This is a genomic window from Microbacterium sp. SORGH_AS_1204, from assembly GCF_030818935.1.
Lineage (GTDB): Bacteria > Actinomycetota > Actinomycetes > Actinomycetales > Microbacteriaceae > Microbacterium.
On the sequence record NZ_JAUTBD010000001.1, the window covers coordinates 235,356 to 260,580 of the forward strand.

Annotated in this window: 23 protein-coding genes; 10 read left to right on the forward strand and 13 right to left on the reverse strand. The window is 67.0% G+C overall.

Annotated features, from left to right (window positions below; genetic code table 11):
• The first annotated feature begins 1 nt into the window (after position 1).
• Together QE410_RS01045 and QE410_RS01050 are read left to right on the forward strand one after the other, a co-directional pair.
• Positions 2-1,408 (forward strand): NAD-dependent succinate-semialdehyde dehydrogenase, encoded by a 1,407-nt coding sequence (locus QE410_RS01045; protein WP_307326838.1) that lies wholly within the window; start codon positions 2-4, stop codon positions 1,406-1,408.
• Positions 1,409-1,412: 4 nt separating this feature from the next.
• Positions 1,413-2,147 carry a cupin domain-containing protein gene (locus QE410_RS01050; protein ID WP_307326840.1) on the forward strand — a complete coding sequence of 245 codons (735 nt, stop codon included), beginning with the start codon at positions 1,413-1,415 and terminating at the stop codon, positions 2,145-2,147.
• A 55-nt stretch (positions 2,148-2,202) separates the two neighbouring features.
• Here the strand turns inward: QE410_RS01050 and QE410_RS01055 are convergent, their stop codons facing one another.
• Positions 2,203-2,625 carry a MerR family transcriptional regulator gene (locus tag QE410_RS01055; RefSeq protein WP_307326842.1) on the reverse strand — a complete coding sequence of 141 codons (423 nt, stop codon included), beginning with the start codon at positions 2,623-2,625 and terminating at the stop codon, positions 2,203-2,205.
• 117 nt (positions 2,626-2,742) lie between these two features.
• Between QE410_RS01055 and QE410_RS01060 the strand changes: the two genes are divergently transcribed.
• The gene (locus tag QE410_RS01060) at positions 2,743-3,678 is read left to right on the forward strand and encodes an aromatic alcohol reductase (protein WP_307326844.1); all 936 of its coding nucleotides are present in this window, start codon (positions 2,743-2,745) and stop codon (positions 3,676-3,678) included.
• A 21-nt stretch (positions 3,679-3,699) separates the two neighbouring features.
• Here the strand turns inward: QE410_RS01060 and QE410_RS01065 are convergent, their stop codons facing one another.
• Together QE410_RS01065 and QE410_RS01070 are read right to left on the reverse strand one after the other, a co-directional pair.
• The gene (locus QE410_RS01065) at positions 3,700-4,113 is read right to left on the reverse strand and encodes a nuclear transport factor 2 family protein (RefSeq protein ID WP_307326846.1); all 414 of its coding nucleotides are present in this window, start codon (positions 4,111-4,113) and stop codon (positions 3,700-3,702) included.
• A 171-nt stretch (positions 4,114-4,284) separates the two neighbouring features.
• Positions 4,285-5,232 carry a sugar kinase gene (locus QE410_RS01070; protein ID WP_307326848.1) on the reverse strand — a complete coding sequence of 316 codons (948 nt, stop codon included), beginning with the start codon at positions 5,230-5,232 and terminating at the stop codon, positions 4,285-4,287.
• A 124-nt stretch (positions 5,233-5,356) separates the two neighbouring features.
• On the opposite strand from QE410_RS01070, the gene QE410_RS01075 reads away from it, so the two are divergent.
• From QE410_RS01075 to QE410_RS01085, 3 genes are read left to right on the forward strand one after another with little or no spacing between them, the layout of a single operon-like run.
• Positions 5,357-6,379 carry a zinc-binding dehydrogenase gene (locus QE410_RS01075; protein ID WP_307326850.1) on the forward strand — a complete coding sequence of 341 codons (1,023 nt, stop codon included), beginning with the start codon at positions 5,357-5,359 and terminating at the stop codon, positions 6,377-6,379.
• The gene (locus QE410_RS01080; protein WP_307326852.1) at positions 6,376-7,137 is read left to right on the forward strand and encodes an SDR family oxidoreductase; all 762 of its coding nucleotides are present in this window, start codon (positions 6,376-6,378) and stop codon (positions 7,135-7,137) included. The genes QE410_RS01075 and QE410_RS01080 overlap by 4 nt, the downstream gene beginning before the upstream one ends.
• The gene (locus QE410_RS01085; protein ID WP_307326854.1) at positions 7,134-7,781 is read left to right on the forward strand and encodes a bifunctional 4-hydroxy-2-oxoglutarate aldolase/2-dehydro-3-deoxy-phosphogluconate aldolase; all 648 of its coding nucleotides are present in this window, start codon (positions 7,134-7,136) and stop codon (positions 7,779-7,781) included. Before QE410_RS01080 ends, QE410_RS01085 begins: the two co-directional genes overlap by 4 nt.
• 4 nt (positions 7,782-7,785) lie before the next feature.
• On the opposite strand, the gene QE410_RS01090 is transcribed toward QE410_RS01085, so the two are convergent.
• Together QE410_RS01090 and QE410_RS01095 are read right to left on the reverse strand one after the other, a co-directional pair.
• Positions 7,786-8,631, reverse strand: coding sequence for an amidohydrolase (locus tag QE410_RS01090; protein ID WP_307326857.1), 846 nt, complete (start codon positions 8,629-8,631; stop codon positions 7,786-7,788).
• Positions 8,628-9,617: an aldo/keto reductase gene (locus QE410_RS01095; RefSeq protein ID WP_307326859.1), complete on the reverse strand. Its 990-nt coding sequence runs from the start codon at positions 9,615-9,617 to the stop codon at positions 8,628-8,630. The genes QE410_RS01090 and QE410_RS01095 overlap by 4 nt, the downstream gene beginning before the upstream one ends.
• Positions 9,618-9,659: 42 nt before the next feature.
• Between QE410_RS01095 and QE410_RS01100 the strand changes: the two genes are divergently transcribed.
• Positions 9,660-9,989, forward strand: a complete 330-nt coding sequence (locus QE410_RS01100) for an L-rhamnose mutarotase (protein WP_307326861.1) — start codon at positions 9,660-9,662, stop codon at positions 9,987-9,989.
• Between the two features lie 21 nt (positions 9,990-10,010).
• Here QE410_RS01100 and QE410_RS01105 read toward each other — a convergent pair whose 3' ends face one another.
• The 6 genes from QE410_RS01105 to QE410_RS01130 form a co-directional block, all read right to left on the reverse strand.
• Positions 10,011-10,769 carry a FadR/GntR family transcriptional regulator gene (locus QE410_RS01105; RefSeq protein WP_307326863.1) on the reverse strand — a complete coding sequence of 253 codons (759 nt, stop codon included), beginning with the start codon at positions 10,767-10,769 and terminating at the stop codon, positions 10,011-10,013.
• 10 nt (positions 10,770-10,779) lie between these two features.
• On the reverse strand, positions 10,780-11,085 hold the full coding sequence (locus QE410_RS01110) for a hypothetical protein (protein WP_307326865.1): 306 nt from the start codon (positions 11,083-11,085) through the stop codon (positions 10,780-10,782).
• On the reverse strand, positions 11,082-11,945 hold the full coding sequence (locus QE410_RS01115) for a mandelate racemase/muconate lactonizing enzyme family protein (protein ID WP_307326867.1): 864 nt from the start codon (positions 11,943-11,945) through the stop codon (positions 11,082-11,084). Before QE410_RS01115 ends, QE410_RS01110 begins: the two co-directional genes overlap by 4 nt.
• Before the next feature lie 31 nt (positions 11,946-11,976).
• Positions 11,977-12,867, reverse strand: coding sequence for a carbohydrate ABC transporter permease (locus QE410_RS01120; protein WP_307326869.1), 891 nt, complete (start codon positions 12,865-12,867; stop codon positions 11,977-11,979).
• Complete coding sequence (locus tag QE410_RS01125; RefSeq protein WP_307326871.1) at positions 12,854-13,729, reverse strand: carbohydrate ABC transporter permease; 876 nt, start codon at positions 13,727-13,729, stop codon at positions 12,854-12,856. Before QE410_RS01125 ends, QE410_RS01120 begins: the two co-directional genes overlap by 14 nt.
• 79 nt (positions 13,730-13,808) lie before the next feature.
• Positions 13,809-15,179 (reverse strand): ABC transporter substrate-binding protein, encoded by a 1,371-nt coding sequence (locus QE410_RS01130; protein WP_307326873.1) that lies wholly within the window; start codon positions 15,177-15,179, stop codon positions 13,809-13,811.
• 242 nt (positions 15,180-15,421) lie between these two features.
• Between QE410_RS01130 and QE410_RS01135 the strand changes: the two genes are divergently transcribed.
• The 3 genes from QE410_RS01135 (at position 15,422) to QE410_RS01145 (ending at position 21,072) form a co-directional block, all read left to right on the forward strand.
• Positions 15,422-18,169 carry a hypothetical protein gene (locus tag QE410_RS01135; RefSeq protein WP_307326875.1) on the forward strand — a complete coding sequence of 916 codons (2,748 nt, stop codon included), beginning with the start codon at positions 15,422-15,424 and terminating at the stop codon, positions 18,167-18,169.
• Positions 18,156-19,859, forward strand: coding sequence for a cadherin-like beta sandwich domain-containing protein (locus tag QE410_RS01140; RefSeq protein ID WP_307326877.1), 1,704 nt, complete (start codon positions 18,156-18,158; stop codon positions 19,857-19,859). The genes QE410_RS01135 and QE410_RS01140 overlap by 14 nt, the downstream gene beginning before the upstream one ends.
• Before the next feature lie 124 nt (positions 19,860-19,983).
• Positions 19,984-21,072, forward strand: a complete 1,089-nt coding sequence (locus QE410_RS01145; RefSeq protein ID WP_307326879.1) for a LacI family DNA-binding transcriptional regulator — start codon at positions 19,984-19,986, stop codon at positions 21,070-21,072.
• A gap of 302 nt (positions 21,073-21,374) precedes the next feature.
• Here QE410_RS01145 and QE410_RS01150 read toward each other — a convergent pair whose 3' ends face one another.
• Both QE410_RS01150 and QE410_RS01155 read right to left on the reverse strand, forming a co-directional pair.
• Positions 21,375-22,019: a hypothetical protein gene (locus QE410_RS01150; protein ID WP_307326881.1), complete on the reverse strand. Its 645-nt coding sequence runs from the start codon at positions 22,017-22,019 to the stop codon at positions 21,375-21,377.
• Positions 22,020-22,968: 949 nt separating this feature from the next.
• A complete protein-coding gene (locus tag QE410_RS01155) occupies positions 22,969-25,182 on the reverse strand; it encodes a LamG-like jellyroll fold domain-containing protein (protein ID WP_307326883.1) in 2,214 nt (737 codons plus the stop codon).
• Positions 25,183-25,225 lie beyond the last annotated feature (43 nt).

The window sequence follows — 25,225 nt, forward strand, 5'->3', positions numbered from 1 at the left end:
CATGGCCATCCACTCGGTGAACCCCGCAACCGAAGAGGTCGTTGCGAGTTTCGAGCTCCACACCCCCGACGAGGTGGAGCGCAAACTCGCCGCCGCGGCCGCCGCCCAGCGTGCCTGGCGACGCGAGCCCATCGAGGTGCGCACCGGGCTGCTCACCCGCATTGCCGAGGTGCTGCGCGAGGACAGCGAGGAGTACGCGCAGATCATCACGCGTGAGATGGGCAAGCCCATCGCCGAATCCCGTGCAGAGATCGAAAAGTGCGCGGTGACCTTGGACTATTACGCCGCTCAGGCGCCGAAGTTCCTCGCCAACGAGCGCATCGCCTCCACCGCCAGCGAAAGCGCCGTCGTCTTCGACCCGCTCGGAGTGGTGCTGGCGATCATGCCGTGGAACTACCCGTTCTGGCAGTTCTTCCGTTTCGCCGCCCCCGCCCTCGCCGCCGGAAACACCCCGCTGCTCAAGCACGCCAACAATGTGCCTCAGTCAGCGCTTGCGGTCGAAGACATCGTCCGTCGCGCGGGGGCACCCGACGGGCTCTGCACGTCGCTTCTCATCGACGCCCGCGATGTTGCGGCCCTCATCGAAGATGACCGGGTTGCTGCGGTCACCCTCACCGGGTCCACCGCGGTGGGTCGCATCGTCGCTTCCCAAGCGGGCACGGCACTGAAGAAACAGGTGCTGGAGCTTGGGGGCTCCGACCCCTACATCGTCCTCGCCGACGCCGACGTCGCCGAAGCGGCCAGGATCGCCGTGAAGGCACGCTTCACGAATGTCGGTCAGAGCTGCGTGAACGCCAAGCGGTTCATCGTCGAGGAGGCCGTGGCGGACGAGTTCGTCGCGAGATTCGTCGAGCATGCCGCCGCGTTGAAGGTGGGCGACCCCACCGAGGACGACACCGACCTCGGTCCCATGGCGCGCGGCAATCTGCGTGATGAGCTGCACCAGCAGGTACTGCGGACCCTCGAGAACGGCCACACCGTTCTGAAACTCGGCGGAGAGCCCCTCGACGGCCCTGGCTTCTACTACCCGCCGACCGTGATCGACCACGTTCAACCCGGCGACACCGCCTTCGAGGAAGAAACCTTCGGACCCGTGGCGGCGATCATTCGCGCCCGCGACGTCGACCACGCCCTCGACCTCGCCAACGACACCGAGTACGGTCTGGGCGCGGCCCTGTGGACTCGGGATCTGGATCTCGCTCGTCGCCTGGTCCGCGAAATCGATGCCGGCGCCGTCTTCGTCAACGGCATGGTCGCCTCCGACGCGCGCCTGCCCTTCGGCGGCATCAAGGCCTCAGGCTACGGCCGCGAACTCGGCGACCACGGCCTTCGCGAATTCGTCAACATCAAGACGATGTGGATCGGGCCCGCTGCCGCGCCGACAAGCGGCGAGAAGATCGGAGAGTGAACGCATGAGCATCGAGGGCATCACGTCGCAGACGGCTCACGTTTTCCGACCGGGCGAACTCCCGTCCAAGAATCGCGGCGGTGGAGCGAGGACCGTCCCCCTCGTCACCGCCGCTCGGGGCGCCACCACCTACCTCAACGGGGTGACCGTCTTCGAGCCCGGCGCTGCCATCGGCCACCATATTCACAACGTCGCCGAATCTGTGATGGTCATCGCGGGCAACGCCGTCGTCGACATCGACGGTGAGCGCACACCGCTGGCCACCTTCGACACCACCTTCGTTCCCGCCAACGTCCCCCACCATTTCGAGAACGTCTCGGACACCGAGGAGATGCGCATCTTCTGGACGTACGGGTCTCTCGATGCCACCCGTACGCTCACCGCGACCGGTGAGCACGGTCGCGTCGACGCCGAATCCGCCGCCACCAGCGACGTTGTCCGAATGGTGACGGAGGTGGCCACGATCTCCGTGCTCGCTGGTCACGAGGGGGATTTCGAGCGGGCCGTCGCGGAAGCGGCGCCCCTGTTCCAACGGGCTGCGGGGGCGCGCACCCTCCGCCTCGAGGCATCGGAGGAACGCCCGCGCACCTACCGGCTCTTCGTCGGGTGGGAGAGTATCGGCGATCACGAGAATTTTCGCGCCTCCGCAGCGTTCCCCCTCTGGCGAGAGCTGATCGGCCCGCACCTGGACGGGATGCCGCGCGTGGAACACCTGCGTAACGTCCTCACCGCGTTCTGACCCTGATCCCCGCACTCGACCGCTGCCGCTCCGAGGGAAGGCCCTCGTCACCCGATCACAGCGCTGTGCGCGCTGACAGGTGATCGGACGCGAGTTCCTCGCGAGCGCCGGCGAGGAGGTCCGCGTACCCCGCGCCTTCGAGGTACGAGGTGACCGCGTCTCGGCTCCTCTCGAGGCACACGATGCGATTCTCGACGACGCGGAGTTCCCGCGCGAGCTCCTCCGCGGATGCTCGACCGCAGACGTCGGAACGCTCCGCTGGTCCGGGGGTCTCGATGTCCAGGACGATCTTGATCATCCGGGTGGAAAGGCCCGCCTCGATGAGCGCTCGGACATGACGGGCGTGATCGACCTGCTCTTCGGAGTAATCCCGGTACCCGTTTGCAGAACGCGACGCTGCGATGAGGCCCTGCTGTTCGTAATACCGCAACATGCGCGCCGGCGCTCCGACCGCTTCTGCCGCCTCGCTGATCTTCATCCCGTGCCTGCACCCCCCCGTCTGCGTCGACTTGACCTTGACAGTAATGTCAAAGTTTAGCCTTCTGTGCGTCTGAGCGATCCCGACCGTCGGGACCGGAGAGAGGAGCAGATTTCCATGCGCAACGGAGATGGACAGTCGCGGAGGATTCTCGTGATCGGAGCGGGCGAGCTGGGGATGCCGGTCCTTCGCAACGTCACCCGGCGCGCAGCTGCGGTCGAAGGGTCTTCCGTCGACGTTCTGCTGCGAAGCACCACGACGGAAGCAACCGCGCCGGCGAAGCAACGCGATCTGGAGGAGATCCGTCGACTCGGCATCGGCGTCGTTCGCGGCGATCTCGTGAAGAGCAGTGTGGAGGGTCTCGCCCAGCTCTTCCGAAACTACGACACGGTGATCGGCTGCACCGGCATCACCGCCGGGCTCGACACGCCCATGAAGGTGGCGCGAGCCGCCCTCCTCGCCGAGCTGCCCCGGTACTTCCCGTGGCAGTTCGGTGTCGACTTCGATGTGATCGGCCGCGGGAGCCCGCAGGACATCTTCGACTCCCAGCTCGACGTTCGCGACCTGCTCCGCTCGCAGCGCGATACCGAGTGGGTGATCATCTCCACCGGCATGTTCATGAACTATCTCTTCGACGCCGACTCCGGCATGGTCGACCTCGCCCACGACACCGTCAACGCGCTGGGGACGGCAGACACCACCGTCACCGTCACGACCCCGGAAGACATCGGGGTGCTCACGGCGGACATCGTGTTCGCCACACCGCGCATCCGCGATGAAATCGTCTACGTCGCAGGGGACACGATCTCGTACGGCCAGCTGGCCACCGCTCTCGAGACGGTTTTGGACAGGCCATTCGAACTCCGAGTGTGGTCCGAGCCGACCCTCATGGCCGAGTTGGCTGCCGATCCCGACGACATGACCCGCAAGTACCGCGCGGTGTTCGCCCAAGGTCGCGGTGTCGCGTGGGACAAAGCGAACACCTACAACGAGCGCCACGGCATCTCGACGACGACCGTCAGCGAGTGGATCCGCGCCCATCTCGCCGCGTGAGTCCCGGCGGGCTCTCGCCAGTCAGGGAGCCGTGTCCTCGGCCGCCCGCTGCTGTCGCTCCCACGCGGGCCGGATCGGGTACGTGTCGTAGACGATGTGCAGATGCTGGATCCGTCCATCGACGTCGAGCTCGGCGAGGTCGACGACGGAGAACGGGGCGGGGGTGCCGTCTGCGAGCGTCCAGTGGAAGTCGAACCAGAACGCGATGGTCGGCTCTGCTTCCGCCGGGCTGACGAGGGTCCGGCGGAGGGTGAGTGCTGACCCAGCCGTGTCGGCGAACAACACCGGATAGAACTCTCGCGCCGGACGCTCACCGTACAAGGGGGAACTGACGACGCCATCCGTCGCGAAGAGATCGAGAACAGCGTTCACGTCAGCCGAGGAGAGGGCGGCCAAGTACGCGTCGACGAGAGAGGTGTGAGATGAGGGCGGCATCACCGACTCCTGCTTTCTGACCATGACGGAACGACCCGGAACGGGCCTCCCGATCCAGCATGCCGCAGCGAGGGGCCGACGACGACCGACGGAATCTTCGCCCCTCGGCGAGGAGTCCCACCCGTTGGGGGCCGAGCGCCCATTGTGAATGGAGCTTCGGGTGAGGCACGGTCACCGCTGAACGGGGTCGACGCTGTTCAGAAGTGCCAGTTCCTCACGGCGGGGCAGGCTCTCCCAGTCGCCGGGTCCGAGGCACGCGAAGGCGCCGCACTGCACGCCGAGCGCCAAACGCTCCGACAGGGTCGCACCGCGCAGCAGTGCCGCGAGGTAGCCGGCGACGAATGCGTCACCCGCACCGACCGTGTCGACCGGATCGATCGCGACAGCCGCGGCGGACGCCTTTTGCTCGCCCTCGTGGGCTACGGCTCCCGCCGCGCCGCTCTTGACCACAGCCTGGCTCGGACCGAGGGCGAGGAGGGCCGCGGCGTACTCCCCCGGAGAGAGGGCCGGTCCGCCCAGGAGCAGGCGTGCCTCGTCGTCACCGGCGAACACGATGTCGCTCGACGCGGCGATCTGGCGGTAAAGCGGCTGCGCGTCTTTCCCTCCCCACATCGACGGGCGGTGATTGACGTCGAAGGCGACCAGGACGCCGAGCCCGCGTGCGCGGTCCGCGACCGACAGCACGGTTTCGCGGGCGGTCGTCGAAAGCGAAGCCGTCACTCCGTTGACCAGGACGAGGCGGGAGCGGGCGATGTCTTCGTCATCGATGTCATCGGAGGAGAGGGCGCTGCCCGCGCTCTCTCGGCGATAGAAGGTCACGCGGCCGTGAGCGGGTGTTCGGCGCTCCTTGAGCATGAGGCCGGTCGGGCGAGTGGGATCGACGATGACGCGGGTCTCCACGGCCTCGCCGCGGATATCGCGTTCCACACGTCGTCCCAGCGCATCGTCGCCGACGCGGCCGATCCAGGCGCTGCTCACTCCCAGCCGGCGCAGTCCGATGGCGACATTGCTGTCGGCTCCTCCGACGCCGATCGATGCACGCGAGACGGTTTCCCAGCCGCCCAGATCGTCGGCGCGCACGAGGCCCATGGTCTCGCCGAATGTGAGCACGGATGCCATGTCCTCATCCCTCCCGTTTGTCCTGTCCTCGTCGACCTGATGCGCCGGAGTCACTCATCATACATAATATGTAAGCAGGTCCGTCGCTTCGGAGTGCGGGCCTTGTCCACGCAAAGGAGCTCTCATGCGCGCAGCCGCGTACACCGGAGACGGAGTCGTCTCGGTCACCGACGTCACACCGGTCGAACCCGGCCCCGGAGACGTCGTCATCGACGTCGCCTACGTGGGGGTGTGCGGCACCGACCTGCACATCATCCACGGCTCGATGGACGCCCGTGTCTCCCGACCGCTCGTCTTCGGCCACGAGATGAGCGGAACCATCCGTCGGCTCGGCTCCGACGTGACAGGGTGGTCGGTCGGCGACAGTGTCACCGTCATGCCGCTGGACTGGGACGGCACCTGCCCCGCGTGCCGCAACGGCAACGAGCACATCTGCCAGAACCTCGACTTCATCGGCATCGACTCCCCCGGGGCGCTCCAGCAGACCTGGACCGTGCCGGCATCCACCCTCGTCCCCCTGCCCGCGAGCCTGTCCCTGCGCACCGCGGCGCTCATCGAGCCCGTCGCCGTGGCCGTGCACGACGTGCGCCGCTCGGAGCTACGGGCCGGTGACCGCGCCGTGATCATCGGCGGTGGCCCCATCGGCGTGCTCATCGCCTCGGTCGCCCGCCAGGCGGGCGCACAGGTGGCCGTGCTCGAGCTCGACCCCGCTCGCCGCGCGCTCATCGAGCGCCTCGGCTTCGTCACCGTCGACCCGAGCGCCGTCGACGCCGCCGCGTGGGTCGAGGAGTGGACGGGCGGTGCCGGCGCCGACGTCGTCTTCGAGGTGTCGGGGGCCGCGGCCGCCGTGCGTTCCGCCACCGGCCTCGCGCGCGTGCGCGGCACGATCGTCATCGTCGCCATCCACCCCACCCCGCGCGAGATCGACCTGCAGCGCGTCTTCTGGCGCGAGCTGCGCCTCCTCGGCGCCCGCGTCTACCAGCGCATCGACTTCGAACGGGCCATCGAGCTTCTGGACTCGGATGCCATCGACGTCGAGGCCGTGATCACCTCGGTGTACCCGCTGCCCGACGTGACCTCGGCCCTGAAGGAACTCGAGAGCGGCAAGGCGCTGAAGGTCCTCATCGACGTGCAGGCCGACGCATGAGCGCCTCCCCCTTCGACCTGACCGGACGGACCGCGGTCGTCACCGGCGCCTCACGCGGGATCGGTCTCGGCATGGCCGAGGCTCTGGCTGCGGCCGGCGCCGACGTGATCGCCGTGGCATCCTCGCCCCTGCCGGAGGGAAGCGCCGTCGAGCGTGCGGTGACCGCGCACGGGCGTCGCTTCATCGGCCGCCATGCCGACTTCGCCGACCTCGACGCCGTCGCTGCCCTCGGCGACGAGCTCGCCGACCTCGACGTCGACATCCTGGTGAACAACGCCGGCACGATCGAGCGTGCCCCCGCGGTCGAGCACCCGCTCGAATCGTGGAAGCGCGTGATCGACGTCGACCTCACGAGCCACTTCGTGCTCACGCAGAAGGTGGCGGCGCCCATGCTCGCGCGCCGCGACGGGCGCGTCATCTTCACCGCCAGCCTGCTGAGCTTCCAGGGCGGCATCACCGTTCCGGGCTACGCCGCCGCGAAGTCCGGCATTGCGGGCCTCACCCGCGCCCTCAGTAACGAGTGGATCGGTCAGGGGGTGACGGTCAACGCGATCGCCCCCGGCTACATCGCCACCGACAACACGCAGGCGCTGCAGGACGACCCGGATCGCTCGCGCAGCATCCTGGAACGGATCCCGGCCGGCCGGTGGGGACGCGCCGAAGACCTGGGAGGCGCCACGGTGTTCCTCGCCTCGGCCGCCGCCGCCTACGTCTCCGGCATCGTCCTCCCGGTCGACGGCGGATGGCTCGCCCGATGACCACGGGGCTCGATGGCGTCGGCATCGTCCCCGTTCTGACGGCACCCACCGTCGAGGCCGCAGTCGTGGCGGGACGCGCCCTCGAGCGCGGCGGCATCACCTGCGTCGAGATGACCCTGCGCACGGCGGCCGGGCTCGAGGCCATCGCGGCGCTGTCGCGCGAGACCGACCTGCTGGTGGGTGCCGGTACCGTGCTGTCGCGGAGTCAGGTCGGGGTGGTGGCCGCCGCCGGAGCCCGCTTCGTGGTGAGCCCCGGGTTCGACGAGGACGTCGTGGATGCCACCCGCGCCGCCGGCATGGTGTCACTGCCGGGGGTGGCGACGGCGACGGAGATCCAGCGGGCCTTAGCCGCCGGCATCGACACACTGAAGTTCTTCCCGGCCGACCGGCTCGGCGGTCTGTCCACCATCCACGCCCTGGCCGCTCCGTTCACCGGCGTGCGATTCGTGCCGAGCGGCGGGGTGAGCGACGGCAACGCCGCCGAGTACCTCGCCCATCCGGCCATCGCGGCGGTCAGCGGGTCATGGATCGTGCCGAACGACGCGGTGGCGGCAGAAGACGGCGACCGCATCGAGAGCCTCACGACCGCCGCGGTCGCCGCCCTCGTGGCATCCGGACTTCCGGCGCCCCGACGGATCGCCTGAGCCGTCAGAGGCCGTAGACGCGCGCCGCCGTTCCCCCGAGGACGGCGGCGCGTTCTGCGTCGTCGAGGGATGCCAGTGCCTCGGTGACCGCGTCCCACGCTCGCGCGTAGCCGCCGGCGAGCAGCACGACCGGCCAGTCGCCGCCGTAGAGGAGGCGATCGGCGCCGAAGAGTTCCAGAGCGTCCTCGATGAACGGCGCCACCTGCTCCGGCGTCCATGCGTCGAGCGGACCGACCGCGGAGGACAGCCCCGACACCTTCGCGGTGCTAAGCGGATCGGCTGCGATCTCGGCGAGCACGGCACGCCATTCCCGCCGGGCCTGCGCGGTGCCGCCGATCGGGGGTTTGCCGAGGTGGTCGACGACGACCCTAAGGCCCGGCGTCGACGCGATCAGTGCGACCACGTCGGCGAGCTCGTCGTGCGCCGAGGTGACGACATCGAGCGGCAGGCCCGCGGAGGCGACGGTTGCGACGTTCGCCCGCTGGAGGTCGCCGAGGATCCAGCCCGGAACCCCCTTCACATGCATGAGGTTGCGCAGGCCCACGACGAGGGGCTCCGCCCGCAGCTCGTCGAACTGCGCCGCGAAGGCCTCCGGCTCGGCCGCGAGATCGGCCCAGGCCACCACGCCGCGCACCCGGGCATGCGTCCGGGCCTGATCGAGCATGTTCTGCGTGTCGACCGCGGTGTCGGCCGCCTGCACGAGGACGACGCCGTCGATCCCCCGCGCATCGAGCGTGGGGGTGAGGTCGTCGAGGGTCATCGTGCGGTGCAACGCGGGGACCGACGCGTCGGGCCAGTCGTAGCCGCCGCGCGCCAGGTCCCACACGTGCACGTGGGAGTCGATGATCATCGTGCGCTGTCGTGGTCGGCGGCGGCGAGCGAGGCGGCACGCTCGTCGAGACGCTCCCACAGCTCCGCGGGGATCTCGACCCGGGCGCGCTCGACGCCGCTCGTGACGTGCTCGACGGTGCGCGCCCCGAGGACGACCGAGCGAACGGCCGGGTGCCGCAAAGCGAACTGCACGGCGGCGTCGGGAAGGGTCACGCCGTACTCCCGGCATAGCGCCGCCATGTCGCGGGCGCCGCTGATGAGAGCCGCGGGTGCCTGCGAGTAGTCGAAGCGGGCGTCGGCGGGCACCTCGGGCGAGCTCAGGAGCCCGGAGTTGTAGACGCCCGCGGCGACGATGGCGACATCGTGCTCCACGGCCAGCGGCAGCAGCTCGCGCTCGGCGGTGCGGTCGAGAAGGGTGTAGCGCCCCGCGAGCATCACCACGTCGATGTCGCACTCGCGAATGAACGCAGCCGGCATCTCGGCCTGGTTCATCCCCACGCCGATCGCACCGATCACGCCTTCGTCGCGCAACTCGCGCAACGCCTCGATGCCCGTCGTCGACGCGGCGTCCCAATGCGCGTCGGGATCGTGCAGGTAGGCGATGTCGATCCGGTCGACGCCGAGACGTTCGAGACTCTCGTGGATCGACCGTCGCACGCCGTCGCGGCTGAAGTCCCAGACGCGCTTCGTGGTCGCCGGCACGATGAAGCCGTCGTCGTCGAGCTGGCCCTCGCCCTCGGGGTTGTCCACCAGCAGGCGACCGGCCTTCGTCGACAGGACGTATTCGTCGCGCGGACGGCTTCGCAGGGCCGCACCCATCCGGCGTTCCGAGAGACCGAGTCCGTAGTGCGGAGCCGTGTCGAAGTAACGGATGCCACGCTCCCACGCCGCATCGATGGCTGCGGCGGTCTCGTCGTCGGTCGTCTCTCGGAACAGATTGCCGAACTGGGCACCGCCGACGCCGACACTCGTGAGGGGCAGGCCGTTCAAGCGCGCTGCGGTCATGGGAACTCCTTCGTTGCGTAAATAATACGTATCATGTCTGGCATGGCAAAGGTGCAGAGAGTCGGTTCGGTCATCGGACTCCGTGAGGCCGCGGTGGAGGAGTACGAGCGTTATCACCGCGAGGTGTGGCCCGGGGTTTTGGAGGCGATCTCCGGGGCCGGGATCCGGAACTACTCCATCTATCGCTTCGGAACGCTGCTGTTCTCGTACTGGGAGTACGAGGGCGATGACTACGAAGGCGACCTCGCGGCCATCGATCGCCTTCCCGAATGCGTGCGGTGGAACGACCTCATGGCGACGCTGCAGATTTCCGTCGAGGGTGCCCAGCCGCGGTCGTGGCTCGCCCTGCCCGAGGTCTTCCACCTCGATTGAGGCGCACCTCGTCAGAGCCGGTTACGGGTGCAGGTGGTGGTCGCCGTCGGGCAACCGACGGCGACGCCACGACCCGAGGATGTGCTCCTCCATCGCGACGCGAGCGGCGACGGGGTCGCCGGCGTTCATTGCCTCGAACACGCGCTCGTGCTCGTCGAGCGTGCGCTCGATGGCATCCACGGGGTTGTTGCCTTCCCAGCGGAGCGACTGCCGAGGACGCACGAAGAAGGACCGCGCGATGGTGCCGGCGATTCGATTGCGACTGGCCGACATGGTGGCCATGTGGAAGTCTTTGTCCGCCTCGAGGAACGCAGCATTGTCGTGCTGCAGACGCCGCATCGATTCGAGGTGACCACGGATGATGTCGATGGACTCGGGGCTGCCGGCTTTCGCCACCTCGCTGGCCATGACGCCTTCGAGCGCGGCGCGCACGACACTCACCTCGTCCAGGACGCCGAGTGATTCATCATGACGAACGAGTGCGTCGAAAACCGCGGGGTCGAGCACGTTCCAATCGTTGAAGTGCCGCACTTGCGTTCCGCGTCCCTGGGCGACGACGACGAGGCCCTTCTCCTGCATCCGCTTGATGCACTCGCGGATGACCGTGCGGCTGACGCCGAATTCGTCACAGAGCGCCTGCTCGGGAGGGAGGAACTCGTCCGCCGCCACCGCGCCCGTGACGATCATTTCGACCATCTCTTCAAGCACGCGGACGCCGATGCGATCGATGTGTGCCCGCTTCGGGTTCGCGATGTGCGCGTCGAGCGGGGCGGAGGGCATGACGAGCACTCTACTCCGGCTCCGTCTCCCGGGGAGCGAGGCGCACGCCCAGGTCCAGTCCCGCTCGGTTACTGCGCACATGGGGCCCCCCGGCGCCGCCCCAGACGAATTCCGCTGTTCCATTGAGGACCGACGCGTCGAGGGAGATGCCGCCGCCCGGGAGATCGCCCAAGACGAGGCCGCCGTCGGCCACCTCGTAATCCCGGTGGACCCCCGCGGGCGCGGAGAGAGCCGTGACCTCGGTGAGGAGGTGGTTCGGCACCGCCGTGGCCACGTTCGCCACGGCGTAGTTCGACGTCATGCCGATGGGGCTCACGGGCAGGTCTCGCGCATGCGCGGCGACCGCGACGCGGAGGGCGTGGGTGATTCCCCACACACCGCCGACGACTGAACGATGTCGACGGCCTGGGCGTCGAAGAGGTGACGATACTGCTCCAGCCCGGTGAGATTCTCCCCGGTGGCCACCGCCGGAACGATGCTGTCGCGTAGGCGACGCAGCCCTGGCGCGTCCCAGCGTCGCAGCGGCTCCTCGATCCACGAGAGGTCGATGGTCTCTTCGAGATGGCCGATATAGCGCACGGCCTGCGACAGGTTCCACGATTCATTCACGTCGAGCATCAGAAGCGGGTCGTCCGTGGCTTGACCGAGGATGTCACGCACGAGCGAGAGGCGGTGAGCGTCGCGCCTGACGTCGCGCCCTCCCTTGAGCTTGGCAGCGGTGAAGCCGCGTCCGCTCATCTCCGTGTAGTAGGCATTCAAGCCGTCGGAGTCCAGCGCGATGTCGAGGCCCGACGCGTACCCCGGCACGAACCGATCCCGTCCGCCGAGCAGACGCCACAGCGGCTGTCCGACAGCCTTGGCCTTGATATCCCAGAAGGCCGAGTCGAGCGCGCCGATGCCCCCGAAGATCGCACCGCCGTGACCGTTCTTGAACATCCGAGCGATCATTCGGTCGTACAGCGAGGCTGTGGCCCGAGGGTCTTCGCCCTCGACGGCCTCGAACAGTTGCGGGATGCCGTCGTGCATTCCCATCCCGATGCCCTCGATGCCTTCATCGGTTTCCACGACGACGATCGGGAGTGCGGTGATGCCGGAGGGGATGAAGCCGTTGACGTCGCCGACGGGACGACCCCAATCGAGGGAGGTGTTGATGAGTCGGTAGCCGGTGATCTTCATGGCCGTGTGCCTTTCCGTCCGCCCAGGGCGGTCATTCCTTCGTCCCGCCCGCGGTCATGCCCTCGACGAGGAAGCGCTGGGAGAAGAGGAAGACGATGAGAATCGGTGCAACCGAGACGAGGGTCGCGAGGGCCATGACCGGCAGATCGAGCGTCACCGATGCAGCCGAGGTCGGGTTGAACAACGGCACGTTCGACAAAAGCTCCGCGAGACCCACCTGGATGGGTGCTTTGCGTCCGGGCTCCATCACGAAGGGCAGGAAGTAGTTGTTCCAGTTGCCGACGAGGTTGAAGAAGCCGACGAGCGCGATCACGGGCGTCGCGAGGGGGAGCGCGACCGAACGGAAGACGCGCAGCTCCGTCGCGCCGTCGATGCGCGCCGCGTTCAGGAGATCCTTCGAGACGCTCGTCGTGAAATAGATGTAGGTCAGATACACGCCGAACGGGAAGAACGAGAACGGCAAGATCACCGCCCACGGGGTGCCGACCAGTTTGAGCGCGCTCATCTCGAGGAAGACGGGCAGCACCAGCGCTGTGTTGGGGATGAGCATCACGACCAGGGTGACGATCAGCAGAACCCCTCGGCCGCGGAACTTCGTCATCGCCAGCGCGTATCCGGCGGGGATCGTCGCCAGCAGGGTGATCACGAGCGCAACGCCCGTGTACAGGACCGCGTTCGCGGTCCACTGCCAGATGACCCCGTTCTGGAATTCCGCGAGCCGCGCCCAGTTGTCGGCGACGGTGGCGAACGACCCGAAAGAGAACGGCGGCTGGCCGGTCAGCTCCGTGGGGGACTTCGTCGGTGCCAGCAGCAGCCACACGATAGGCAGGCCGAACACCAGGACGAAGAAAAGGATGATGACGGTGACCAGGGCGCGGCCGAGGAACCGGGCCGGGGTCAGCGCGCGCTTAGTCGCGTTCAAAGAGTCCCCCTCGGAAGACGAAGAAGGCGGCCAGGCCCGCTGCGACGACGAGCAACAGCAGCGAGATCGCTGCCGAACCATTGAAGTCGTTCTGACGGAACGCGTAGAGGTAGGCCACCTGATTGAGCGAGTAATCCAGACCGACGACGCCCTTGCTGGCCTGAGAGAGCACTCGCGGCTCGACGAAGAGCTGCGTGCCGGCGGCGAGCGACATGACGGCCATGTACGAGATCCACTTGCGCAGCAGCGGGATCTGGATGTGCCAGGCCGTGGCGATCGGGCCCGCACCGTCGATGCGGGCCGCCTCCATCACCTCGACGCTGATGTTGTTGAGAGCGCCGTACATGATGACGATCCACCCGCCCGCACCCGCCCAGAAGGCGATGACGGTGAAGACGACGGGGAGGTTGCCCTCGTTGCCCACGACGTCGACGAAGGTGTTGAAGCCCATCGCGCGCAGCAGGCCGCTCACCGGGCTGACGGTCGGGTCGAGCATGAAGAGCCACAGCAGGACGCTCGAGGCTCCGGCGAGAGCGCCGGGGATGTAGAAGATGAAGCGCGCGGTCGACGAGAGCCAACGCACGCGGACGGCATGCACGATGACCGCCAGGATCACCACGAAGATGATGAGGCTCGTGAGCCAGATCGCGACGAAGACGGCGACATGGCCGACAGCAGGGAGGAATCGATAGTCGGCGATGACGCGCCGGAAGTTTTCGAACCAGACGAACGCGCCGTCGCGGGTGAAGGCGAGGAAGGCGGCGTAAAGGGTCGGGAAGACTCCGAAGGCCAGGAGCAGAAGGACGTAGCCGCTGATCATCAGGTAGGCGAACGTCGATCGAGCTCGACGCAGGGAGAACATGGTCACTCCATTCGGGGGAGACAGGGCCGGCCGCAGCCGCATCGCGACTGCGGCCAGCCCGGGGGAGGATGCGGGCCGACTACTGGCCGATCGTGTAGCCCTGCACCTGTGCCTGGTTGTCCATCTCGGTCTTCCACGCGTCGGCTGCGCTCGCGACGGTGTCACCCGCGGTGATGATGGGGAGCACGACCTTCGAGTAGGCCGCTTCGATGCTGAAGCTCGGGTAGCCCCAGTCCTGCCAGACCGAGGAGGCGGCGGTGGAAAGGGCACCCTCGAAGTCGCCCACGTAGAACCCGCTCGCGGCCTGCTCTTTCAGCCACGCGTCAGCAGTCGACTGGTAGGCGGGCAGGCCCGCCGCGAGCTCGACGGCCTGGTCGGAGCTGGTCACGAACTCGAGGAACTTCTTCGACGCATCCAGGTTCTTCGAGTGGCTGGACGCGTACCAGACCCCGCCGCCGACGTTGCCCGTGACCTTGTCACCGTCCGACCAGGTCAGCGGCGCGCCCACTCCGACCGTTCCCGCGGAGTAGTTCAGGCTTTCCGGGTTCTCGAACAGGGCGCCGGAGTACCAGGCCGGTCCGGGAATGCCGAGCAGCTTGTCCTTGTACTTCGTGACGAAGTCGGTGCCGAAGACGCTGTCGGTCACGAGCGTGCCGTTGCCGAGCATGTGATCGATGAGGTCGGTCACCTTCTCCGAGTTCGGATCGGTGAAGTTCGACGAGAAGGTGGTGCCCTCGGCCTGGAAGATCGGGGCTTCACCGCCCCAGTAGTACACGTACGGGGCCTGGAACGAGTCGCCGACCGAACCGAGGATGAAGCCGGGGTGCTCGGCAGCCAGTTTGTCGCTGAGGTCTTTGTACTCTTCCCATGTCGTGGGCACCGAGTAGCCGAACTGATCGAACAGGGCCTGGTTGTACCAGAAGACGACGGGGGCGAGGTCGTTGCGCACGCCGTAGACGGTGTCGTCCACGGTCATCGGCGAGAGCGCGCCGTCGGTGAAGCCATCGAGGAAGGACTGATCGAAGTAGCCCTTGTTCAGCGGGGCGGCGAAAGCCTGGACGCCGTTGTTCTCTTTCGCGGCCCACGCGGTGTCGTTCTGCTGTGAGGAGAACACGACGTCGGGCCATCCCTCTCCTGCCTGGTCGAACAGCGCGACCTTCTGCTGGAACGAGCCGGATCCTCCGGAGCCGCCGTCATAGGTCTCGACATTCACGGTGATGTCGGGATTCGCTTCCTTGAACGCGTTCGCAATGGGCTCGCGCGACGAGTCCACCCAGACGGTGATGGCGCTGGACGCGTCCTGCTCGACGGCGGTGAAACCGAGGGCGCTGCTCGACTCCCCTCCGCCGGAGGTTCCGGGGCTGCACGCGCTGAGCGCGAGAGCGGTCACGACGGCGAGACCGCCGGCGAGGGCGAGTCGGCGGGGGACGCCGGGAAACTGCTGCGGCATTGCAAAACTCCTGTCTTCTTCGACGAGGTCGGGTGACCGATCACGAGAGTACAACATACGTCATATGTCTTTGGTAACGAAACGACAACGAGACGATGCCGATGTGATCGCCGGCGCGCGCGACGATGGACGGCCCCGCTCGTGGGCGGTCGTCCCTCACGTCTACCCTTGTTTTTCCCGGAGTCATACGTAATATGTGTGAGGTCCCATTCGGGTCACCACGCACTCAACGAGGAGTCAACGTGCAGCGTCACGCATTACGTGTTCTCACAGCCCTATCCGTCACCTCGGCCCTCGCCGTCGGGAGTCTGGTGGTCGCCGCCCCCGCCTCGGCTGCGGCTACCACAACGGTCTACGTCTCACCCACCGGGAACGACTCGGCCAACGGTTCGACCAGCGGCACCGCGTTTCACACGCTGACGCGGGCTCAGCAGGCCGTGCGCGATGCGAACGGCTCCGGCAACGTCACCGTTGTTCTGGCGGATGGCACCTACCCGCTGACGCAGCCCCTGAAGTTCGGCACCGCAGATGGCGGTCGCAATGGGAATTCAGTCACGTGGAAAGCGGCAGACGGCGCGAAGCCCGTCATCTCCGGCGGCAAAACGGTTACCGGCTGGTCCGACGCGAACAACGACGGCATCTGGGAAGCATCGCTGAACTCGGCCATCGACTTCCGGCAGCTGTACGTCGACGGCGCGCAGGCGCTGCGTTCGCGCATGTGGGTCGACTACGGCAAGTTCAGCTTCTCCCGCTCCGGCTTCACCGTTGACTCGGGGTATGTATCGTCCGGTCAGGTCGGCGATGCCTGGGCCAAGCTCAAGGCCCTCCCCGCTGCTCAGCAGAAACGAGTGGAGCTGCGTAGCCGAGCCTCGTTCACGGACCGCTTCGCGCCGTTCTCGTCCATCTCGAACAATGTCGTCACGATGCGTCAGCCGTCCTGGGACAACCAGACCTGGGGCTGGGACACGATCAACAAGCCGCTTCACTCTCCGGCATTCTCGATGCGGAACGCCCTCGCCTTCGTCGACGAGAACAACGAGTGGTTCTACGACACGGACGCGAAGAAGCTCTACTACAAGCCGAATGCCGGCGTGAACCCCAACAACATCTCCATCGTGGCTCCCCAGATGGAATCCCTCGTCCAGATCAGCGGCGATTCCGCCGCCTCGCAGGTGGGCAACCTCAGCTTCGAGGGTCTGTCGTTCCAGCACTCGAGTGACACCAGCGCCAACGGCGACGACGGCTACGCCAGCCAGCAGAACGGCTCTGTCCTCCGCGGCTACCTCTACGCCCTGACCGACCCCGCAACGGGCGACCTCCCCACGTCGGATCAGCGCCAGTTCGACCCGGCCAACGATCAGGCGCCGCTGGTCCGGACCATCAGAAAGGATTCCGCGGGTACCTACCGCTACATCGATGACAACTCCGTCGTCGCTTCCGCGGATCAGAATCGGCTCATCCGTCTGCGGGACTATCCGACGATGCCGCTGAACGACGTGCAACTCGCCGCGTGGAATCAGAACAACCCGAACAATCAGAAGCGGGCCTGCGCGCAGGGGACCTACTCGATCGACTGTCTCGTGTTCGAGTCGAACCGCAACCTCTTCCTGCAGACTCCCGCCGCTGTGCAGGTCTCGGCGGCCAAGAACGTCTCGTTCACCCGGAATGAGTTCACTCACCTGGGATCCAAGGGCCTCGGCATCGGAATGAACGATGAGGCTCACGCGTCCGGTGTCGGCCTCGGCGCGCAGAACGTCTCCGTCGTCGGCAACACGTTCTTCGACATCGCTGGTTCTGCGATCGTCGCTGGTGGCACCACCCTGGAGGCGGCACGTCCCAGCGAGGCTCGCGCGAACAAGAACATCACGGTCTCGAACAACCGCGTGAAGAAGATGGGGCAGGACTACTTCGAATCCTCCGCGATCCTCGCCACGTACATCGATGGGGCGGAGATCAGCAACAACGAACTCTCCGACGGCCCCTACGACGTCGTCGACACCGGCTGGGGTTGGGGCGTTCCCGACGCTGGCGGCAACGCGGTGTACCAGGGCCGCGGTTCGTACATCTTCTGGCCGCGCTTCGCCGACAACAATCCGACGATCGCTCGCAACATGCACGTCGCCAAAAACGTCATGTGGGACTTCAAGAAAGAGGGGAACGACGGCGGCGTTCTCTACCACCTCGGCGCCGCTCCCGGCAGCAGCTGGGACAGTAACTACCTGCGCGGTGGAGACGGCACGAAGCTGTACTTCGATGAGGGCACTCGCTATATGACGGCGAAGAACAATGCTCTGGACGACACCTACTATCAGGTCTTCGCGAACGGCTTCAACGAGAACCAGGGAACCCCGGCCGACAACGTCGGGAACTCGACGCGTGACAACACGATCGACGGAACCTGGTGGCTGGGTGGCGGTATCAACGCGGGCCCGTGGTGCGCCAACTCGGCGAAGTGCGACGCGCGTGGCCAGTACTACAACAACCGCATCACGAACAACTCGCAGCTCGGTATCAAGGAGTTCCCCCTCGCCGCGCAGAAGGTGGTTGCGGAGTCGGGTATCCAGGCGCAGTACCGCAAGCAGGGCGACTTCGTCGGTCAGCCTCGCGGACTCGACCTGTCGATGGCGCGCGACGCGTCGGGAGCCCAGATCCTGACAGCGGCGATCGCGAACTTCGGCTCGGTTCGTCTGACTGACATCGCCGTGCAGGTCAGTGCCCCCGGGGCCACGCTCACCTCCCTCACCGCGGCGCCGGCGAGCCTCGAGCCGGGTGTCACCGGAACGGCGACCTGGAAGATCTCCGGACCGGAGCCCATCACCAGCGCCACGGTATCGGCCAACGTGGCGTCGACCCGACAGGAGTTCGGCGCAACCACCCGGGAGACCGTGAACAAGTCCCTCTCGGTGGTGCTGGGAGGCTCGATCGGAACCGGTCTGCTCACCGCGGCCCCGGCGAACTATGCCGAAAAACCAGGCCGTGCAGACGGATGATTTCATCGCACTCCAGAACAAGGGGCGCGATATCGGCGAAGGCGGGGACGAGTACACCACCGCGTACAAGAAGGACATCCTTGCTTCGGGTGGCTCGGTCACCACGAAATTCGAGGGAGCGACCTCGGGTTACTACCGGGCGGGTATCTCCGTTCGCAACGATCTGAGCAAGATGGCGAATGCGGCCTCGACCGAGAAGTCTCTCGGCTACGCGCACCTCGCGATCGAGCCAAACTTCGTGGCTCTGCGGTACGACGCAGACGGCGACGGTGTCATCGACAGCCAGGCCGCGGCGGCGGCCACGACGACCCGTCCGATCTGGGTCCGGCTCACGCGCACCGACGACACCGTCACGGCGGCGTACTCCAGCGACGGGACCAACTTCACCAACCTCGGGCAGGCGCCGCTCACGGGGGCTGACGCCAGCCTCGATGCCGGTGTCGTGCAGTCCAGCGCAGGGCGCGCGGGGAACTCCGGCGAACTCGGAACCTCCATCGCTCGCTACAGCGCGCTTCGATTCTCGGACGGTACCTACCCGGCCGACTCGGAAGCGGCGCAGCAGCAGATCCTCGACGCGAAGAAGGCTCAGCGTGACAACGAGTTGAACATCGACTCGTTCGCCGCCTGGGGCAACAGCACACAGGAGTCGGCTCGCAACTTGAAGACGCTGCGGTCGAACAGCGGCACGTGGCTGAACCAGCAGTACCGAGACGCGGACCGTTCTCTGGGATCCTTTTTCCAGATGGAGATGACGGTGGATCCGCAGGCGCCGAAGAACTACCTCGGTGTCAGGTACAACGGGGGTGACGCGGGACGATCCTTCGATGTGCTGCTGAACGGTACGAAGCTGAAGTCCGAGGTGGTCAACAATTCGCAGGGCGGCGGCTTCTACACCCAGTGGGATGAGATTCCCGCGTCGATCCTCCAGGGAATCGCCGCAGCCGACAGCTACAAGAAGAACTCCTCGGGTTCGTACGTGTTGGACGCGAACGGGAACAAGATCCCCGTCGTGACCGTGCGGTTCGAGGCCAACGGAACGAGCTTCGTGGGCGGCGCCTACGGCCTGTTCACCGCTCGTGCCCTGGGGTACGCAACGGATGCGAAGCTGTCGAAGCTCTCCTTCGACACGGGGACGCTCAGCCCGGCCTTCTCCGGGAACACCAAGGCGTACACGCTGACGGTGCCCGCCGACACGGAGAGCGTCACCTTCGACGCCGACCCGGCTGTGCCGAGCGGCCTGGTGAAGCTGGGTGACGTGCTGATCGATGACACCAAGACCCGCACGGTCACGCTGGTGCAGGGAGGGACGACGCGCATCACGCTCAACTCCTTCGCGCAGGATCATTCCACGACGACGCAGTATGTGGTGGATGTGGTCAGGCAGGCGCCGGCCCCGCAGCTGAGCGTCACAGCGACCGCGTCGTCGCGGTGTGTCGCCGGCAAGGTGCTCCTCACCGTCACGGTGAAGAACACCAGCACGCGGACGGTCAACGCGTCCGCATCCACTCCGTGGGGAACGCAGTCCTCGGCGAACCTCGCCGCGGATAAGAGCAAGAGCTTTGCCTTCTCCACGCGCGCGGGATCGATCGTCGCCGGTCAGGCGACGGGAACGGTGTCGGCGACGATCGACGGTGCGCCTGTAACCGCTTCGGCCAACGCCGCTTACACAGCGCGCACCTGCGGTAACTGACCCGCTGGCGGGGTTGCGGTCGACCGGCGCACCGGTCGACCGCAACCCCGCCGTTTCGTGAACAGTCATCGTGCGCACTGCGCGAGCCGTGCCCTGCTGGGCTCTTTCGAAGTGGACGGTCGTGGTGAAGAAACCCTCTCCGAGCGGCTCGCGGCGGCCCAGCATGTACGACGTGGCGCGTCGCGCCGGCGTCTCGCACATGACGGTGTCACGGGTGTTGAACGACCACCCCAACATCCGCGAGAGCACGCGCGCGCGGGTGCTGCAGGCCATCAAGGAGATGAACTACACGCCCAGTTCCTTTGCTCGCGCCCTCGCCGTCGCCGCCCGGCGGGCCCGGCGCATCGGTGTGCTGATCGATGGTCCGGTGCAGAACGGCCCGAACAGCACGCTGCGTGCGCTGGAGAAGGCGGCCCGAGAGGTCGGGTACGCCGTCAGTGCCTTCTCCATCGGTCACGACGACGCGTCGCAGATGGATTCGGGGGTGGTGGAGTTGGTCACGAGGGGCGTGGACGCCCTCTGCGTGATCACTCCCCGGGATTCGTCATTCCACCATCTCCGCGAGCAGACGACGGGTCTTCCCACGATCGTGATCAAGGCGGAGGCCGACCGGTCGTGGCACACCGTGGGTGTGGACCAGCGGTTGGGCGCGCGTCTGGCGGTGCAGCACCTGATCGATCTGGGGCACCGCACGATCGCGCACCTGGCGGGTCCGATGGACTGGTTCGACGCGCGCGAGCGCGCGCAGGGGTGGCGCGAATGCCTGGCCGAAGCGGGCCTGGCGGAGGGTCCCTATGTGCTGGGCGATTGGACCTCGGATTTCGGGTTCGAGTTCGGGCGGACGTTCGAGCTGGGGGAGACGACGGCGGTGTTCGCGGCGAACGATCAGATCGCGCTCGGCGTCGTCCACGGGCTGCATGGTCGTGGCATCCGTGTTCCCGACGACGTCAACGTCATCGGCTTCGACGATCTCTCCGACGCGCGGCACTTCCTCCCGCCGCTGACCACCGTGCGCCAGAACTTCGCCGAACTCGGCAAGCTCGCGCTCCAGCAACTCATCGCCGCCATCGAGGGTGATACCGAGCCCCGTCACGACACCATCCAGCCGCAGCTCATCGTGCGCGGATCGACCAGTTCGACGGCGCCCGCGCGGGGGCCTCGCGCGGTGCCCGGTGCGCACTCCCGAGACTCCTCCGCGCCGAGCCGCCTCTGAAGCGTCGTCGGCACTGTCCGCTACCGCGCAGTCCCGGGCGCGCGCATCGGCTTCCGCCGGGAACACGTGGAGTCCTCGACGAACCTGCTCGCCTCCGGCGGCGTCGCCAGCACCCTGTCGAGTTCGCGAACACGGTGCCCGGCACGTGAGACAACGGTCGACGCCGCGTTCTCACGCCCCGGGGCATGGACACTGCGACGACCGCCGATCGTCGGTGTCCGCGGCGACGCAGTGTTCTCTCTCACACATGCGTCAGAGGGCGGGCTCCGAAGGAACCCGCCCTCTGACGAGGAGCGATCAGCTCAGTCGATGACGTCCTCGAAGAGCGAGAGCGTCAGGGTCGACGAGTACGACCCGGGAGCGACGTCGGCACCGGTCTTCAGGTAGAGCGACGCATCGGCCGACCACGATGTTCCGCCGGCGTCGACCAGGGCGGCCGAATCGAAAGCGCCGTACAGCAGCTCTTGGCTGACCAGACCCACCGCGTTGGGGCCGGTGTCCTCGACCGTGTCGACGGCATCGCCCTCGAGGACGAGACCATCCTCGTCGTCGATGACATTCGGGGCCCACCCGAAGTGGTCGGCGCCGATCGTGGGCTGACCGTTGCCGCCGACGAAATCGGTGGCCTGACCGAGGACGTACCACCACCGGTTGGCGCCGATGTCGGCCACGTCGCGGGTGTCAGTGACGGTCACGGTCGGCAGGGTGCCGTCGAACTGCCGCACGTCGGCCTCACCCGAGGCCACCTCGCTCAGCGTCGCCGAGGTGCCCGCCACGGTCATGCTCAGCGAGCCCGGTGCGACGACAGGGGCGATGTCGACGTTGACGTCGACATCGCTGTCGCCGTATTCGTCTGCAGCGAAGGCCGCACCGGCGGTGCCGGCGAGTATCAGGCCGCCGGCGGCGGCCACGGCGAGACGGGCGGGGAAGCCCTGAGACAACTTCATCGTGTACTCCGTTCATGGATCGACGCGGGTGTCGATCGCGGGAAAGACCACCGGGCGGTCCGGTCGTCAGGGATGGGGATCTGGTTCTCTCGCCGTCCGCTGCGCAGGGTGGAGGTGGACGGCGAGCATGCGCACGGGGTGGGACGCCTCAGTCGATGCATCCTCGTCCCACCCCGTCCGCTCCTAGTTCTGCGCCGCGTAGGGCGCGTCGACCGAGGTCTTCATGCCGGTGGAGGCGGTCGTAGCGGAGACAACGGCCTTGCCTGCGGGGATGGAGGTCGCGCGGGAGTTGAAGGCGGCGGTGACCTTCGCGTTCGGCTGAACGTCGGTGAAGCTCTTCGAGCCGTAGGGCGTGACGATCTCGATCAGCGCGGGTGCCTGTGAACGGTTCACGGCTGTCACCGTGACGTACGCCTTGCCCCCGATCTTGCGTATCGATGCCGTAGCCTCCACCTTCGGTGCAACCGACTCGTCGGACGCGGTGATGCCGGAGACGGTCGTCTCGGACGGGGCGACCAGATCGTCGGCGGCGTAACCGTCGTAGGCGACGGCGAGTGTGCCGGCGATGTTGTCGGGCACAGTCGCCCGCGCTTCTCCGTTCACGACCTTGACCGTCTGCGACCAGCTCGTGTCGGTCGAGCCGCGCAGCGCGAAGACGACGTTGCCGGCGAGGGTTCCCGAGTCGGAGGCGGAGACTTTCGCCGTGATGACGCGCGTAGCGGGGTTGTAGCTCGCCGTCGTCGTCGAACCGACCGCCTTCACGCTCGTCCAGCTCTTCACGGCATCCGAGATGGTCTGAGGGATGGTGAAGAAGACGCCGTGACGATCCTCTTCGGGCATGCCGTCCGCATATACGCGACCGGTCACACCGGGGCCGGGTGCCTTCGGCGTCATCCAGCCGGGCGTCTGCGACAGGCGGTTGTTCCAGTTGGTCGCTTCGAGCTGCTTTTCACTGGTCATGAAGGGCAGGTACCGCTGACGGTAGTTGGCGAGCTCGTCGGGTCCGTCGGAGAGGATGACGAAGCCGTCCTTGGCCGCGTTGTTGTTCGGGTCGTTCGGCAGAAGCTTGACGGACGCGGGGCCCTCGAAGGGCAGAAGGTTCTCGTCGAGCAGCTGCCAGGTGCGGTTTCGGGTCATTGGCGGGCGACGTCTCGTTCGTGATCGAGCTGAGCACCTTGCTGCGCTCGAGGAACGTCATCTTGCCGTTCGGCAGGTAGGGGCCGGCCGAACCGCCCTCCTCGTTCTTCGTCAGGCGGTAGTAGTAGTCGCCGATCTGGAACACATGGGCGTCCAGGCGTCCGTATCCGGTGTCCTGCCACCCGACCGGGGGAGAGGTGAACGTCTTGAAGTCGCGTGTCAGCACCGCCATGAGCTGCGTGTAGCCGTAGCCGTTCTTGCCGGGCACGGCGGTGTTACGCGAGCTGTCGGTGAACTCGGTCGAGGAGAAGAAGACGATGTACGACTGCAGATCTTCGTCCCAGAACGACTCGGGAGCCCAGGTCATGCCGGAGGTGGGTGCGTTGACGACGATTCCGCCGTTGCCGTCCCCGTTCGTGCGCTTCCAGTGCACGAGGTCGGGGGATTCGTACACCTCGAGCTTGAGGGATCCGCGGCTGCCGAAGTAGCCCCAGTTGCCGCCGTGAGCGTTGGTGTCGAGGTCGGTCGACATGAGGTAGTACTTGTCGCCACCCACGGACTTCTGGATGTAGTGGTCGCGCAGCCCCAGCTCGTCGGCGTCGCCGGTGACGGCCGGCTCACCGTTGTTGCGCGTCTTGAACGAGAAGAAGTTCGCACCGTCCGTGGAGGAGACCCAGGCGCGCTGCGATTTCAGTTCAGGCTCGCCACGCATCGTCACTGCGGCGTAGTTGGTGTCGGGCGCGGTGCGCGTAGCTTCCTTCACCGTGACCGAAATGGGGTCGCTGGTGATCGTCAAGCCGTTCAGCGTCGCCGTGGCGCGGATCGTCGCCGTGCGGTCGCCGTCGCCGTAGGGAGCGCGACCGATGACGCCGCCCCCCTGGAACGGGTCGGCGAGGGCGACACCCGGGTCGACCTGCGGGCCGGTGCCGGTGACGACGGAGGCATCGGTCGTCGTCCAGGTGATGTTGGAGCCGAACTCCGCACCCTTCACGAGAAGCGGCAGGTTCTCCGTGGTGGTGGTGTTGACAGCGGCCACCGCGGCTCGCAAGTCCTCATTCAGCGCGGCCTGACCGCCGTCGACGACACGCACGGACGCGGTCGCCGTGAGCGCGGTGTCGAACACTGACGTCGCGGTGATCGTCGCCTCGCCGAGACCCTTACTGGTGACCATGCCGGAGGCATCGACGGATGCCACCGCGTCGTTCGACGAGCGCCAGCGCACAGCGCCAGGGGCTCCGTCGGGCCGACCCACCCCCGTGAGCTGGGTCGCGCGGCCCACCGACATCGTCACGGAGTTGTTCGAGACGCGTTCCCCGCCGATGGCGAGGCCGCTGAGGGCGACGGGCAGTTCGATGCCGTCCCAGACGGATATCTCGTCGAGGTCGCCCTTGAAGTAGCGATCGCCGCCGTAGAAGGAACGACCGACGTAGCCGGTGGAACCCTGCAGATCCGACATCGTGAACGTCACATCGGCTTTGTAACCGGCGAGCTTGCCATCGACGAAGATGGCGATGAGTCCCGGCTCGACGACAAGACGGTAGGTGTGCCATCCCGGCGAAGCCGCGAACGAGAAGCCCTGTTCGTTGCGCCAGCCGTCAGTGGCTATCGCCACGCGGCCTCCGCCGTTGTCGTCGACTTTGATCAGGAGGTAGCGGTTGTCGTCCCTGCCGATGCCGAAGGTGAAGAAGCCGTTACCGCTGGAGCTCGAGTCGGCGTCGAACTCCATCGTGAAGTCGTTGCCGACGGTCGAGAACACCTGATCGGGGATCCTGGCGTACTGGCCGTTCGCGCCGGAGAGCTGCAACGCGGCCGAGTCGTGGCCGGTGGGGGTGCCGTAGGCCGGGTTTCCAAACGTCGCGAGGTTGTTGCCCTTGCCGGACGAGTCCCCGCCGCGGTTGTTCGGGTCGTCGAAGGTGTACCGAGCGACGAGGCCGTCATCGGCGGCACCGAAGGCCGGTGGTGCGAACGGGGTCATCAGAATCCCCGTGACCACCACCATGGCCGTCAACGTCGTCGCTTTTCTCATGTGATCCTCCTTGATCCACATCTCGCCTCGGGCGCGTGCGGGC

What these genes read in the sequence shown, in the direction of transcription:
- QE410_RS01045 (WP_307326838.1), top strand. Translation starts at nt 2, where the DNA reads ATGGCCATCCACTCGGTGAACCCCGCAACCGAAGAGGTCGTTGCGAGT.
- QE410_RS01050 (WP_307326840.1), top strand. Translation starts at nt 1,413, where the DNA reads ATGAGCATCGAGGGCATCACGTCGCAGACGGCTCACGTTTTCCGACCG.
- QE410_RS01055 (WP_307326842.1), bottom strand. Translation starts at nt 2,625, where the DNA reads ATGAAGATCAGCGAGGCGGCAGAAGCGGTCGGAGCGCCGGCGCGCATG.
- QE410_RS01060 (WP_307326844.1), top strand. Translation starts at nt 2,743, where the DNA reads ATGCGCAACGGAGATGGACAGTCGCGGAGGATTCTCGTGATCGGAGCG.
- QE410_RS01065 (WP_307326846.1), bottom strand. Translation starts at nt 4,113, where the DNA reads ATGCCGCCCTCATCTCACACCTCTCTCGTCGACGCGTACTTGGCCGCC.
- QE410_RS01070 (WP_307326848.1), bottom strand. Translation starts at nt 5,232, where the DNA reads ATGGCATCCGTGCTCACATTCGGCGAGACCATGGGCCTCGTGCGCGCC.
- QE410_RS01075 (WP_307326850.1), top strand. Translation starts at nt 5,357, where the DNA reads ATGCGCGCAGCCGCGTACACCGGAGACGGAGTCGTCTCGGTCACCGAC.
- QE410_RS01080 (WP_307326852.1), top strand. Translation starts at nt 6,376, where the DNA reads ATGAGCGCCTCCCCCTTCGACCTGACCGGACGGACCGCGGTCGTCACC.
- QE410_RS01085 (WP_307326854.1), top strand. Translation starts at nt 7,134, where the DNA reads ATGACCACGGGGCTCGATGGCGTCGGCATCGTCCCCGTTCTGACGGCA.
- QE410_RS01090 (WP_307326857.1), bottom strand. Translation starts at nt 8,631, where the DNA reads ATGATCATCGACTCCCACGTGCACGTGTGGGACCTGGCGCGCGGCGGC.
- QE410_RS01095 (WP_307326859.1), bottom strand. Translation starts at nt 9,617, where the DNA reads ATGACCGCAGCGCGCTTGAACGGCCTGCCCCTCACGAGTGTCGGCGTC.
- QE410_RS01100 (WP_307326861.1), top strand. Translation starts at nt 9,660, where the DNA reads ATGGCAAAGGTGCAGAGAGTCGGTTCGGTCATCGGACTCCGTGAGGCC.
- QE410_RS01105 (WP_307326863.1), bottom strand. Translation starts at nt 10,769, where the DNA reads ATGCCCTCCGCCCCGCTCGACGCGCACATCGCGAACCCGAAGCGGGCA.
- QE410_RS01115 (WP_307326867.1), bottom strand. Translation starts at nt 11,945, where the DNA reads ATGAAGATCACCGGCTACCGACTCATCAACACCTCCCTCGATTGGGGT.
- QE410_RS01125 (WP_307326871.1), bottom strand. Translation starts at nt 13,729, where the DNA reads ATGTTCTCCCTGCGTCGAGCTCGATCGACGTTCGCCTACCTGATGATC.
- QE410_RS01130 (WP_307326873.1), bottom strand. Translation starts at nt 15,179, where the DNA reads ATGCCGCAGCAGTTTCCCGGCGTCCCCCGCCGACTCGCCCTCGCCGGC.
- QE410_RS01150 (WP_307326881.1), bottom strand. Translation starts at nt 22,019, where the DNA reads ATGAAGTTGTCTCAGGGCTTCCCCGCCCGTCTCGCCGTGGCCGCCGCC.
- QE410_RS01155 (WP_307326883.1), bottom strand. Translation starts at nt 25,182, where the DNA reads ATGAGAAAAGCGACGACGTTGACGGCCATGGTGGTGGTCACGGGGATT.